This is a genomic window from Nocardia sp. NPDC004654 (assembly GCF_040609595.1).
In the GTDB taxonomy this organism is placed as follows: domain Bacteria; phylum Actinomycetota; class Actinomycetes; order Mycobacteriales; family Mycobacteriaceae; genus Nocardia.
Map to the genome: position 1 here is coordinate 838,740 of NZ_JBEXKI010000003.1, position 13,007 is coordinate 851,746.

Sequence of the window (13,007 nt, forward strand, 5' to 3'; positions counted from 1 at the left end):
CTCCCAGTTATAGCTTCGTATCGCGCAGCGATTGGCCGGGCGACGGGTGGGCTCAGCTGTCCGCGTCGCGCGGCAGCCCGAGAATCCGCTCACCCGCCACGGTGAGCAGGATCTGCTCGGTGCCGCCCGCGATGGAAAGACAGCGCGTGAGCAGGAATTCGGTCACCTCGTCCGACTCCTGCGCACCGTTCGGTCCCGCCGCCTCGACGGCGAACTCCGCGACCGCCTGGCGGTGCCGCACACCGACCAGCTTGCGCACGCTGCTCTGCGCGCCGGAGTCGGCGCCCGCCAGCATCGCGACCGCGGCCCGCTGTTCGAGCAGCAACCCGGCGATGGCCTCGGCGACGAAGCCGCCGAGCCGGTCGTTGCGCAGCTCCGCGCCGGGACCGGTGGCGGGCAGCTTGGCGATCAGCTCCTCCAGCACCGGCCCGATTCCGTTGCCGCCCATGGCGACTCGCTCGGTGGACAGCGTGGAGCGGGCGATCTTCCAGCCGTTGTTCAGCGCACCCACCAGGCAGTCGTCGGGGACGAAGACGTCGTCGAGGAACACCTCGCTGAACCGCGCCTCGCCGGTGATCTGCACCAGCGGGCGGATCTCCACACCCTTGCCGCGCATGTCGACGAGGAAGTAGGAGATGCCGCGGTGCTTGGGCGCGTCGGCATCGGTGCGCGCCAGGCAGATGCCCCAGTTCGCCTTGTCGCCCAACGAAGTCCAGACCTTCTGGCCGTTCAGCACCCAACCGCCCTCGACCCGTTTGGCGGTGGTGCGCAGCGCGGCGAGATCGGAACCCGCGCCGGGCTCGCTGAACAGCTGGCACCACACCACCTCGCCGCGCAGGGTCGGCCAGGCGAACCGGTCGATCTGCTCGGGGGTGCCGTGCTGCAACAGGGTCGGGATCGCCCACCCGCCGATGGCCAGGTCGGGTGCGGTCACGCCCGCGCGGCGCAACTCCTCGGAGATCACCAGTCCGGTCATGGGGTCGGCGCCGCGGCCGTAAGGCGCCGGCCAGTGCGGCATGGCCAGGCCCGCGTCCACCAGCGCGTCGCGCTGCCGGTCCGCGGGCAGCGCGGCGATCGCGGCCACCTCGGCGGCCAAGTCGTTGGGGGCAGCGCCGTCCACGTCGACGCCCTCGGCGGCGAAGACCCGGTCCGCGCCGGTGGTCCGGCGCATTCCGTCGCGGGTCAGTTCGGTGACCCTGGCCCGCCAGCGCGCCGAGCCGCCGAGCAGCTGGCGCAGCGCCGTCGCCCTGCGCAGGTAGAAGTGGGCGTCGTGTTCCCAGGTGAAGCCGATGCCGCCGAGCACCTGGATGCAGTCCTTGGCGGTCTCCACCGCGGCGTCCAGCGAGATGGCCGCGGCGATGGCGGCCGCGATCGGCAGCTCGGCGCCGCCCTCGTCGACGGCGGCGGCGGCGTCCAGCGCGACCGAGCGGATCAGCTCGGTGCGGCACAGCATCCACGCGCAGATGTGCTTCACCGCCTGGAACGAACCGATCTTGCGGCCGAATTGCTCACGCACCTTCGCGTATTCGACCGCGGTCTCCAGACACCAGCCCGCGAGACCGGCGAGCTCGGCGGCCACGAGCGCGACGAGCACGTCTTCGACGCGGTGCGCGGCGGTGAACACCCGCTCGGCGGGCACCGCGACATCGGCGCAGTGCACGCGGGCCAGCGGGGTGCTCGGGTCGGCCGAGGTCAGCTCCTCGACGCGCAGACCGGCGGCGTCCGGCGGCACCAGGCACCAGCGCGGTCCGTCCGGGCTGGTCACGGGAAGTAGCACGGCGGTGCCGGAAGCGGCCCCGAGCACGAGGTCCCAGACACCGGTGAGCAACACGTCCCCGTCGGCGGCGGGTACGCTCACACCCGTCTCGGACGAAACATCCGGACCGACAACGACGTCGAGCGCGACACCGCACGGGAGGTCATCGGCAAGAGCGCCCGCGGTGACCAGGTTGGCGAGGGCGGTGCTGAGCACCGGGCCGCCCACCAGGTCGTGCGCCGCCTGCTCCAGCAGGACGGCGAGATCGGCGACCGACCCGCCGTCGCCACCCGCGTCCTCGGCCACCGCGACACGGAAGATCCCGAGTTCGGCCAGCGCGGGCCAGTACGCGTGCCAGAAGCCGACCGGCTCGGCTCGCATTGTTGCAATCGGCCGGACCGATCCCGCCCAGCCCCGCATCGACTCCTGAACGGCTTTATGCTCGTCAGTGGTGGCGATGGTCACACTCCAACCCGCCTTTCCGGCGTGACTCCCACACCTAGAACATGTTCTAATATCATGGCCGGGCGGAAGTCAAGAGACGGCCAGTCCGCATCGGTGAGCACCGCGCGCCAGGCCGCCGTACGACGTTCGAGGAAAGGACCCTTTTCGATGGCCAGCCCCTCCCGATCGCAGCCCGCCGACACGAGCGCTGCCCGCCCAGCGACCGTGACGACGCTCAGCGAGGACGATCTGAGCTCGGCCGCGCAGCGCGAGCGGCGTAAGCGCATCCTGGACGCGACGCTGGCGCTCGCCTCCAAGGGCGGATACGACGCGGTGCAGATGCGCGCCGTCGCGGAGCGCGCGGATGTGGCCGTCGGCACTCTCTACCGGTACTTCCCGTCCAAGGTGCACCTGCTCGTCTCGGCGCTGGCCAGGGAATTCGAGCAGATCGAGGGCAAACGCAAGCCGCTTGCCGGTACGACGCCGCGCGAACGTATGCACCTGCTGCTCACTCAGATCACCAGGATGATGCAGCGCGACCCGCTGCTCACCGAGGCCATGACGCGCGCGTTCATGTTCGCCGACGCCTCGGCGGCCGCCGAGGTGGACCGAGTCGGCAAGGTGATGGACCGGGTTTTCGCCCGCGCCATGAACGACGGAGAACCGACCGAACGGCAACTCGCGATTGCGCGCGTCATCAGTGACGTGTGGCTTTCCAATCTGGTGGCGTGGCTCACTCGACGGGCTTCCGCGACGGATGTCACAGATCGTCTCGAACTGACCGTGGATCTCCTCCTCGGAGATCAAGCGGCGAAATAGCCGGAGGCGATTACCGCCCCAACTGAAACGGATCGGCGAGCCCGGTCGACGGGCACACCGCCCGCGACCGGGCTACCGTGGTGTTATGCCGCGCTTGCCACTGCACGCGGAGCAGACCGCGAACCGCCATGTCCGACAAAGCGACTCGCATCCGGCTCGCCCGCCGGAGCGAATCGGTACTGGCGTGCCGATTCTCGCGATCGCCGCGCGACCCGACTTCGCTCGCGTCCGCGGAAAGTTACTTGCTGGTTACCTGTGCGTTAACTGGGCAAATCCCGATAACCGGGTTGCAATCGTGCGCACGCATACCGGCGCGCTGCGGTGCGATGAATTCAACACAGTATTGTTTTGCCCGCCCCTGAAACAACTCCTCCGATCACTAGGTTGGATGCGTGAGCGCACAGGATCTGCCACAAGAACTTCGACGAGCTTTGTCGACGGTCGCGCGCGAGCCGAGACTCTTGGTCGCGTCGGACTACGACGGGACTTTGGCCCCGATCGTCTCCGACCCGGCTAAGGCGTATCCGCACCGAGAATCGGTGAGCGCGCTACGCGCCCTCGCCGGTCTCACCGGAACTACGGCGGCCGTCATCTCCGGCCGCGCGCTGCGCGATCTCGCGGCACTCTCCCGGCTTCCGGTCGAGGTGCAACTGATCGGTAGCCACGGCTCGGAGTTCGACGTCGGTTTCGTGCACGCGATCGACAACGACGCCAAGCAGCTACTGCAAGAAGTACAGACCGCGCTGACGCAGATCGCCGCGGGCAATCCCGGCGTCGCCGTCGAGATCAAACCGGCGAGCGTCGCACTGCACGTCCGTAACGCCAGCCCCGAGATCGGGCGACGGGCGCTGACCTCGGTGCGCCAGGGGCCCGCCTGCTGGGTCGGCGTTCAGGTCACCGAGGGCAAGGCCGTCATCGAGCTCGCCGTCGTCCCCACCGACAAGGGCACCGCGCTGGACACCATCCGTCACCAGGAGGGCGCGACGGCGGCGGTGTTCTTCGGCGACGACGTCACCGACGAGAAGGCCTTCCGCGTGCTCTCCGGCCCGGATGTCGGCATCAAGGTCGGCGAGGGCGACAGCCTGGCCAAGTATCGCGTGGGCACCACCGAGGAGGTCTCCTGCGCGCTGGCCTTCCTGCTGGAGGAACGACGCACCTGGCTGGCGGGCGCGAGCGCGCCGCGCATCGAGCGACTGACCATGCTGGCCAGCCCGCGCTCGGTGGCGCTGCTCACCCCCGACGCCACGGTCACCTGGTTCTGCCACCCGGAGCCGGACTCGGCCGCGGTGTTCGCGCACCTGCTCGGCGGGCCGCAGGCGGGCCACTTCACGATCGCGCCGGAGCGGCCGGGGCTGCCGCTCTCGCAGCGCTACGTGGACGGCACCATGACCGTCGAAACCCGTTGGGCCAGCTTGCAGGTCGTCGACTACCTGCCGCACGACGTGGCGCCCAACCGCACCGATCTGACCCGGGTGATCACCGGTGTGGCCAAGGCGGTCGTCACCTTCGCGCCGCGACCGGAGTTCGGCCAGGTGCCGGTCACCCTCGAATCGGAGCCGTCCGGTCTGCGGGTGCTCGGCACGAACGACCCGATGGTGCTGCGCTCCCCCGGCGTCCACTGGACGATCGAGAGCGACGGCACGCACGATGTCGCGCGCGCCGTGGTGGATCCGTCGAGTGGCCCGATCGTGCTGGAACTGCGCTGCGGCACACAGGATCTCGCGCCCGCCATGACCGGCGAGCCGGAGCGCCGCAGGGAGGCGCAGCGGTACTGGTCGGAGTGGTCGAGCGCGCTGGAGCTGCCGCCGCTGAAGCCCGACCTGATGAAGCGCTCGGCGCTCACCCTGCGCGGACTGGTGCACGCGCCGTCCGGCTCGATCCTCGCCGCGGCGACCACCTCGCTGCCCGAGGACATCGGCGGCGTGCGCAACTGGGACTACCGCTACTGCTGGCTGCGCGACGCCGCGCTCACCGCGCAGGCGCTGGTCAACCTCGGTTCGCTCACCGAGGCGGACGAGTTCCTCGGCTGGGTGCACCGCGTGCTGGAGACCCTGCCCGGACCGGAGCGCCTGCACCCGCTGTACACCATCTACGGCGAGACGCTGCCGCCCGAGGCCGTCATCGACCAGCTGCCCGGCTACGCCGGATCGCGGCCGGTGCGCGTCGGCAACGCGGCGAACATGCAGGTGCAGCTGGACGTCTTCGGCCCGATCGTCGACCTGATCGCGACCCTCGCGCACGCACGCGAGCGCAAGGGCATCACCGATCCGGCCCGTGCGCTGCCGGACGCCGACTGGCAGCTCGTGCACGCCATGGTCTCCGCGGTGCAGCGGCGCTGGACCGAGCCGGACCACGGCATCTGGGAGATCCGCGGCAACCCGCGTCACCACGTGTACTCGAAGGTGATGGGTTGGCTGACGGTCGACCGGGCGCTGACGCTGGCGCAGAAGTTCGACCGTGAGATCGACCCGGAATGGCTCGAACTGCGCGAGACCATCGCCGAGGAGGTCAAGACCAAGGGCTGGAACGACGAGGTCCAGTCGTTCACCGCGGCCTACGACGGCACCGACCTGGACGCGGCCACCCTGCACATCGGCCTGAGCGGGCTGATCGACCCCTCCGACCCGCGCTTCGCCGCGACGGTGGTGGCCACCGAGGCCGAGCTGCGCAGCGGTTCGACCGTGTACCGGTACCACCACGACGACGGCCTGCCCGGCGGCGAGGGCGGGTTCCACCTGTGCGCGGCCTGGCTGGTCGAGGCGTACCTGTTGATCGGCAAGCGTTCGGACGCCGAGGCGCTGTTCGCCCAGCTGGTGGACGTGGCCGGTCCGACGGGGCTGCTCAGCGAGGAGTACGACCCGGTGGCCGAGCGGTCGCTGGGCAACCACCCGCAGGCCTACAGCCACCTCGGTCTGCTGCGGTGCGCGCAGCTGCTCGCGCAGCCGGTGGAAGTGCTCGTCTGAGCGGTCGCTGACCGGCCTTCGAGGCCCGCGGACCGGGTGGTTCGCGGGCCTTCGCGTGTCCGGGCCGGATTCGGCAGCGGTGTGGCGGTGGCCGGGCGGTGGTCGGGTTGCGGGTTGCTGATAAAGTAAAACGGTAACGGTTTCCATTATGATTTGGAGCACTCACCCTGCTCTGTCCGCATTGCCAGGAGTTTCCCCGCGTGAGTAGTCGTATAGCCCTGAAGTTCGTCGGCGCCGCCGTGGGGATGGCGACCCTTCTCGCGCTGACCGCGTGCGGCAGCTCCGACGCCTCGGACAAGCCCGAGGTGGTCGCCTCCACCAACGTGTGGGGCAATATCGCCGCCGCCGTCGCCGGGCCGGACGCGACCGTGACCTCGATCATCACCGATCCGGCCGCCGACCCGCACTCGCACGAGACCTCCGCGGTGGAATCGGCGAAGATCAGCGACGCCGATCTGGTCGTCTACAACGGTGGCGGCTACGACGAGTTCATCGAGAAGGCCGTCTCCGGCAGGGACAAGCGCACGATCGACGCCTTCGAGTCCCGGACCGACAAGGCCGACGAGAACGAGCACGTCTGGTACGACGTGAGCACCGTCGGCGCGGTCGCCGAACAGATCGCCGCCGCGCTCGGCGAGATCGATTCGGCGCACGCCGCGGACTACACCGCCCGCGCCGCGACCTTCAAGACGCAGCTGGCCGGAATCACCGCGGCCACCGGCACGATCGCCGCCGCGCACCCGAAAGCGCCTGTGCTGCAGACCGAACCGCTCGCGCACTACCTGCTGCGCGCCGCTGGCGCGGAAGATCGCACTCCGCACGAGTTCCAGGAAGCGATCGAGCAGGAGACCGATCCCGCGCCCGCGGCCGTCGCGCAGACCCGGGATCTGCTGACCGGCAAGCAGGTTCGCGCGCTCGTCTACAACGTGCAGACACAGGACAAGATCACCCGAGACCTGCGCGGCCTCGCCGAAACCAACGGCGTCGCCGTCGTCGAGGTGACCGAAACCCTGCCCGAGGGAATGGATTACGTCCAGTGGCAGACCCAGAACACCGAAGCGCTGGCCAAGGCGCTGGGCTGATCGAAGAGCAGTTGGTCGAGATGGTCATGAGCGAGAGAGTTCCGCTTACCGAACAGGTGCGGCGACGCGCGGACACCGACGGCGCGGCCGCCGTTCGGCTCGATGACGCCCGGCTCTCGTTCGGCGACCGCACCCTCTGGCAGGGCCTCGATCTCGACGTGGCGCCCGGCGAGTTCATCGCCGTGCTCGGGCCCAACGGCTCCGGCAAGACCTCGCTGTTGAAGGTGCTGCTCGGCCAGCTCACGCTGGGTTCCGGGCGGGCGTTCGTAGCCGGTTCGCCCGCGCGGGCGGGCAATCCGGATATCGGCTATGTGCCGCAACAGAAGACGATCGACACGGGCGTGCAGCTGCGCGGTGTCGACCTGGTCGGTCTCGGCGTGGACGGGCACCGGTGGGGCCTCGGGCTGCGCGGGCGGGCCGAACGCAACCGGAAGGTGGCCGCCGCCATCGCGGCCGTCGGCGCGGAGAAGTTCGCGCACGCGCCGCTGGAATCCATGTCCGGCGGCGAACAGCAGCGGCTGCGGGTGGCCCAGGCGCTGGTCGGCGATCCGAAAGTGCTGCTCTGCGACGAACCGCTGCTCAGCCTGGACCTGGCCAACCAGCGGCTGGTCGCCGAGCTCATCGACCGGCGCAGGCGCGGCCACGACACCGCGGTGCTCTTCGTGACCCACGAGATCAATCCGATTCTGCCGCTGGTGGATCGGGTGCTGTACCTGGTGGACGGCAAGTTCCGGATCGGCACGCCCGACGAGGTGATGACCTCCGAGGTGCTTTCCGAGCTGTACCAGACCGAGGTCGACGTGCTGCGCGTGCGCGGGCGACTGGTGGTGGTCGGCACCGGTGACACCATGGACGCGCTCGGCGCGGCGGGGGCGCAGCACTGCCACGCCGAGCCGGACACGAGCGGGGTCCGCGCGTGAACGACAAGCTCGCCGATGTGTTCTCCAAGATGTTCGACCTGTCCACCACGGTCGACCTGCTCTCCTACGACTTCGTGCAGCAGGCGGTGCTCGCCGCCGCCCTGCTCGGCCTGCTCGCCGGGGCGATCGGGCCGCTGATCATCAGCAGGCAGATGTCGTTCGCGGTGCACGGCACCAGCGAACTCTCGTTGACCGGCGCGGCCGCGGCGCTGCTCGCCGGAATCGGTGTCGGGCTCGGGGCGATCATCGGGTCGGTGGTGGCCGCCGTGCTCTTCGGCGTGCTCGGGACCCGTGCGCGGGAGCGCGATTCCGTGATCGCGGTGGTGCTCTCGTTCGGCCTCGGGCTCTCCGTGCTCTTCCTCTGGCTCGGGCCGGAGCGCGCCGGCTCCAAGTTCTCGCTGCTGACCGGCCAGGTGGTCAGCGTCGGCTACAGCGGACTGGCGCTGCTCATCACCTGCACCGTGCTTGTGCTCGCCGTGCTCGCGGTGATCTACCGGCCGCTGCTGTTCGCCAGCTCGGACCCGGAGGTCGCGGTCGCGCGCGGTGTTCCGGTGCGCGCCCTCGCGGTGGTCTTCGCCGTGCTGCTCGGCATCACGGCGGCGTTCGGCGTCCAGATCGTCGGCGCGCTGCTCGTCCTCGCCCTGCTCATCACCCCCGCCGCCGCGGCCGCCCAGCTCACCGCCAATCCGGCCCGCGCGACGGTGTTGGCGATCGTCTTCGCGGAACTCGCCGCGGTGGGCGGAATCCTGCTGTCGCTGGCTCCGGGCGTTCCGGTGTCGACGTTCGTCACGGCGATCTCGTTCGTGATCTACGTGGTATGCCGGGTCATCGGCAACCGCCGCCGCCAACTCGCGCGCGTGCGCTGAGTGGATTCGCGGGAGTCCTCGCGGACGTAATCGGTCCGACGAGCCGGTCAACCGCGAGCCCGACAAACATCCCCGCCTCCACCGCGCCACCGCGCCTGGTCCGTCTAGTCCCACACAGTTTCCGCACGCCCCACACAGCCGGTGCCTATGTAGACCGTGCGAAAGGTGTGTGGCGCAAGCCGTTCGCCCTCGGCACGCTGGGGAGCGCGGGTGTGCGTCACTGGTCGGCGAGGCCTACCGCGGTGCGGAGGCGCGTCAGGGCTTCCGACCTCGGCAAGGTCGCGGTGCGGTGGTAGGCGGCCTTGTAGGTTTCGGCGCCAAGGCGGTCGGTGAGGGTGGTTACCAACGCGGTGAGGCGGGGTTCGCCCGCGTCGAAGTCGCCGCGGATGGCTTCGCTGAGGCCGAGGGCTTCGGCGGCGGATTCAGGGGCGTCCTCGAGGGTGCGCAGTTCGGCGAGGAGTTCGGCGACGTGGGCGGTGTTCGCGGCGTCTCCCAGCGAGAACAGGCCCGCGGCGGCGCGCGGGAGGTGGGCGCGGGCCTCGACCGGTGCGCCGTCGGCGAGGCGGTTGGCCAGGCGGGCGGCGGCGATGAGATCGGCGGCCATGCTCTCCGGGAGGCCGAGACGGTCCGCGATCGTGTCGAGTTCGTCGATGGTCTGGTCGGCGGCGGGCACGTCGCCCGCGCGCCGGTGCCATTCGGCGAGTTCGAAGAGGGTCTCGGCGGCGCTGCGGCGGTGGCCCCGTGCGGTGGCCTGTCGACGCATGGCCTCGATATCGCGGAGCGCGCCGACGAGATCGCCAGCGCGCATGCGTTCGACGGTGAGCCGGGCGCGGCAGTGGAACAGGTCGTCCTGGCCGCCCAGCTCGCTGCTGACCGCGACGCCGCGTTCGAATACGGCGATGGCGCGGTCGTGTTCGCCGCGCAGCGAGTGATCGCGGCCGACGGCGAGTAGCGCCATGCCGAGACCCCAGCGGTCGCCGACCTCCTCGAAACCGTGCAACGCCGCGGCACGGGCCTCGGCGCCCGCGGCACGGTCGCCCCGTTCCGTCCACACGTAATCCCGCGCCCAGTGCGCGCTGGCCCGGACCCAGGGATCTGGGTTCGTCCGCGCCTGATCGAGGACGCGGTCGCCGAGTTCGTCGGCCCCCACCGAGACGGCGAGCAGCGGAATCCACAGCATCAGCGTGGGGTGGAAGTCGAGTGCGTCGGCGGCCGCGCAGTCCTCGATGAGCGTCCGCACCGGAACGTCTTCCGCGATCGGCGCGCCCGCGAGCAACTGCACGAGTCGCAGCGCGGACCGCTCGCGGGCGGGCAGGGCGGCGTCCAGGCGCAGCACGGCGGCGAGGAAGGTGTCGAACTGGGTGCCCATGCCGCGGATGCCCCAGTACCAGAACAGCGCGCCGACGAAGCGTGCGGCGCGCACGGCGTCGCCCGCGTCGAGTGTCGAACGTAGTGCGGTTACGAAGTTTTCGTGTTCGGCGTCGAAGACACCGATGGCGCGCAGTTGTTCTCGCGTGCGCAGCAGTGGTTCGTTGTGTTCGGCCAGCGCCAGGTAGTGCTCGGCGAAGCGGTCGGCCACATCGTCGCCGGATTCCGCCAGCCTGTCGGCCGCGTAGGCGCGGATCGTCGCCAGCATGCTGTAGCGCTCGTCGGAAACCGTGACGACGGACTTCTCCACGAGCGCGTCCGCCACGTACAGCACGTCCGCGGCGGGCAGTGCCGCGTCGGAGCAGATGGCCTCCAGCGCGTCGAGTGTCGCGCCGCCGGGGAACAGCGAAAGCCTGCGGGCCAGTACCCTTTCCGGTTCGGTGAGCAGGTCCCAGCTCCACGCCACCAGGGCCAGCAGCGTGCGCTGGCGCGGCAGTGCGGTTCGGCTGCCGGAGGTCAGCAGACGGAAGCGGTCGTCGAGTCGGCGCGCGATCTGCTCGACGCTCATCGAACGCAGCTTGGCGGCGGCCAATTCGAGCGCGAGCGGCAGGCCGTCGAGCTGTCGGCAGATGTCCACGACCGGGCCGACGGTCTCGGCGTCGAGGACGAAATCGGGGCGTGCCGCGACCGCGCGATCCAAGAAGAGCCGTACGGCGGGAGCATCGACCGCATCGGTGAATTCGGCTGCCTCCCCGGGCAATTCGAGCGGGCCGAGCTGGTACAGGGTCTCCCCGGCGATGGCGAGGGGCTCCCTGCTGGTCGCGAGAATCCGTAGCTGCGGCAGTCTTTCGAGTAGACCGTCGGCCAGTTCGGCGGCGGATTCGATCAGGTGCTCACAGTTGTCGAGCACGAGGACGACGGGGCCGACGTCGAGCAGTTCGGCGATGCGGTCGTGGCCGGTGAGCGGCTGGCGAGTGTCGGAGACGCTCATGTCCCAGGAGGCCAGCGCGCCGAGCACGGCGTCGGTGAGCTGTTCCGCGGTGCTCACCCCGGCCAGCGGCACGAACCAGACCCTGCCGCGTTCGTAAGCCCGATGGCGGGTGACGGTTTCAACCGCCAGCCGGGACTTGCCGGCACCACCCGGACCGACCAGCGTGACCAGACGACCCGCGGCGAGCAGCTCCGAGACGCGGGCCAGCTCGCGGTCGCGACCGACGAAGTTGGTGAGCGGCAGCGGAATTCGGCTCGCGGAAGGCTCCTGGCGCGGGGCGGGTCTATCCAGTTCACCGCGCAGCAGTGCCAGGTGGGTATCCCGGAGTTCGGCGGAGGGGTCGACGCCCAGTTCGTCGCCGAGGCGCTCGCGGATCTGTTCGTAGACGGCGAGCGCGTCGGATTGGCGACCAGCGGCGGACAAGGCGCGCATGCGTAGACCGGCGAGCCGCTCGGCGAGCGGGCGTTCGGCGGCGGCGGTTTCCAGATCGGCGAGAACCTCGGCATGCCTGCCGAGCCGCAGCTCGACATCGTAATTGTCCTCGGCGACAGCGGCTTTCAGTTCCTCCAGCCGCGCGACCGAGAGATCGGCGAACGGGGCGTCCCGCACGTCGGCGAGTGCGGGGCCGCGCCACAGCGCGAGGGCGTCCGCGAGGGTGGCCGCCGCCGCGTCGACCTTGCCCGCGGCCAGTTCGCGGCGTCCTTCGGCGGCCGCTGTTTCGAAGCGGTGGGTGTCCACGTCCTCGGGGCGCACCGAGAGCCGGTAGCCGCCGGGGCCGAGTTCGAGGGTGCCCGCGCCGCGTATCACCTTGCGCAGGCGGGAGACCAGCGCCTGCAATGCTCCGGCCGCTTCGGCGGGCGGCTGCTCGCCCCACAGTCCGTCGACGAGCGCGTCGACCGAGACCGGTCGGCCTGCCTCCAATGCGAGCCTGGCCAGGAGCATTCGGAGCCGGACACCGCCGAGATCGAGAGGGGCGCCGTCGTCGGTGTAGGCGGCGACCGGGCCGAGTAGAGCAACACGCACTGGTTCAGCCTGTCAGAAGGGGTGGGAGTCGCGTGCGTGGGGAGCTGAGTCCGCCCAGGTTCGGTTGGGCGTGCGGGATGGATGTCGACCACGCCGCCTTCCCGGGGTGTGCACGCGGTGGCGGTGCGCGCGGAGTGGGGCTGCTCGAGCGCGAAGAACCCGGTTTCGCAGTGCGAAACCGGGTTTCAGGCTTTGAGGTGTCAGGCGGCGAGCAGGGCGATGAAGACCAGGATCGAGCCGCCGAAGACGATCGCGTGGCGGGAGTTCTGCAGGTAGGGCATGACCCAGCGGGGGAAGGCGCCCTCGGCCGCGGCCAGGAAGCGGCCGGCGTCGATGCGGGCGAGCTCAGGGTCGCCGGTCTTGGCGAAGGCCGCCTCGACACCCTTGGCGGCGGTCAGGTTGCTGTAGAGGATGACGATGTTGACGAGCACGACCAGCACCTGACCGATCCAGGTCAGCGTCTGACCCCACAGGTTGCCCGCCAGGTTGAGGACGGCCAGGCCGGTCATGGCCAGGGCGATGGACAGCGGCGCCCAGGTCTCGTGGCCGCCCGCGTCGAACCGCATGCCGTGCTCGGCGAGCACACCGGGCCGGACGCCCTGGCGGTTCAGTTCCGCCTCGGCGGCGGCCTTGGCCGCGGCGCCGTAGCGGTGGCGAACCAGCGGGATGCTCACGAAGGCGAGGGCGATGAGCAGCTGGGCGATGGCGGCGACGGTCATGGTCTTCTCCGAATCCTTGGTCTGGCGGGGCCGGTGTGGCCCGCTCTCGATGAACC

Annotated in this window: 8 protein-coding genes; 5 read left to right on the plus strand and 3 right to left on the minus strand. The window is 70.4% G+C overall.

Going from position 1 to position 13,007, the window contains the following annotated elements:
* Nucleotides 1–52 precede the first annotated feature (52 nt).
* Nucleotides 53–2,221, minus strand: coding sequence for an acyl-CoA dehydrogenase (locus ABZV58_RS13720; protein WP_355000438.1), 2,169 nt, complete (start codon nucleotides 2,219–2,221; stop codon nucleotides 53–55).
* Nucleotides 2,222–2,368: 147 nt separating this feature from the next.
* Here ABZV58_RS13720 and kstR point away from each other — a divergent pair, with 147 nt between their 5' ends.
* The 5 genes from kstR (at nucleotide 2,369) to ABZV58_RS13745 (ending at nucleotide 8,850) form a co-directional block, all read left to right on the plus strand.
* The gene (gene kstR, locus ABZV58_RS13725; RefSeq protein ID WP_067790127.1) at nucleotides 2,369–3,019 is read left to right on the plus strand and encodes a cholesterol catabolism transcriptional regulator KstR; all 651 of its coding nucleotides are present in this window, start codon (nucleotides 2,369–2,371) and stop codon (nucleotides 3,017–3,019) included.
* Nucleotides 3,020–3,411: 392 nt separating this feature from the next.
* Complete coding sequence (gene otsB, locus ABZV58_RS13730; protein ID WP_355000439.1) at nucleotides 3,412–5,982, plus strand: trehalose-phosphatase; 2,571 nt, start codon at nucleotides 3,412–3,414, stop codon at nucleotides 5,980–5,982.
* 245 nt (nucleotides 5,983–6,227) lie between these two features.
* Nucleotides 6,228–7,064 carry a zinc ABC transporter substrate-binding protein gene (locus ABZV58_RS13735; RefSeq protein WP_355000563.1) on the plus strand — a complete coding sequence of 279 codons (837 nt, stop codon included), beginning with the start codon at nucleotides 6,228–6,230 and terminating at the stop codon, nucleotides 7,062–7,064.
* Nucleotides 7,065–7,090: 26 nt separating this feature from the next.
* On the plus strand, nucleotides 7,091–7,984 hold the full coding sequence (locus tag ABZV58_RS13740) for an ATP-binding cassette domain-containing protein (protein ID WP_355000440.1): 894 nt from the start codon (nucleotides 7,091–7,093) through the stop codon (nucleotides 7,982–7,984).
* Nucleotides 7,981–8,850: a metal ABC transporter permease gene (locus ABZV58_RS13745; RefSeq protein ID WP_355000441.1), complete on the plus strand. Its 870-nt coding sequence runs from the start codon at nucleotides 7,981–7,983 to the stop codon at nucleotides 8,848–8,850. The genes ABZV58_RS13740 and ABZV58_RS13745 overlap by 4 nt, the downstream gene beginning before the upstream one ends.
* Nucleotides 8,851–9,067: 217 nt before the next feature.
* Here the strand turns inward: ABZV58_RS13745 and ABZV58_RS13750 are convergent, their stop codons facing one another.
* The gene (locus ABZV58_RS13750) at nucleotides 9,068–12,232 is read right to left on the minus strand and encodes a BTAD domain-containing putative transcriptional regulator (RefSeq protein WP_355000442.1); all 3,165 of its coding nucleotides are present in this window, start codon (nucleotides 12,230–12,232) and stop codon (nucleotides 9,068–9,070) included.
* Nucleotides 12,233–12,432: 200 nt separating this feature from the next.
* The gene (locus ABZV58_RS13755; protein ID WP_355000443.1) at nucleotides 12,433–12,951 is read right to left on the minus strand and encodes a hypothetical protein; all 519 of its coding nucleotides are present in this window, start codon (nucleotides 12,949–12,951) and stop codon (nucleotides 12,433–12,435) included.
* Nucleotides 12,952–13,007 lie beyond the last annotated feature (56 nt).

What these genes read in the sequence shown, in the direction of transcription:
- kstR (WP_067790127.1), top strand. Translation starts at nt 2,369, where the DNA reads ATGGCCAGCCCCTCCCGATCGCAGCCCGCCGACACGAGCGCTGCCCGC.
- ABZV58_RS13735 (WP_355000563.1), top strand. Translation starts at nt 6,228, where the DNA reads ATGGCGACCCTTCTCGCGCTGACCGCGTGCGGCAGCTCCGACGCCTCG.
- ABZV58_RS13740 (WP_355000440.1), top strand. Translation starts at nt 7,091, where the DNA reads ATGAGCGAGAGAGTTCCGCTTACCGAACAGGTGCGGCGACGCGCGGAC.
- ABZV58_RS13755 (WP_355000443.1), bottom strand. Translation starts at nt 12,951, where the DNA reads ATGACCGTCGCCGCCATCGCCCAGCTGCTCATCGCCCTCGCCTTCGTG.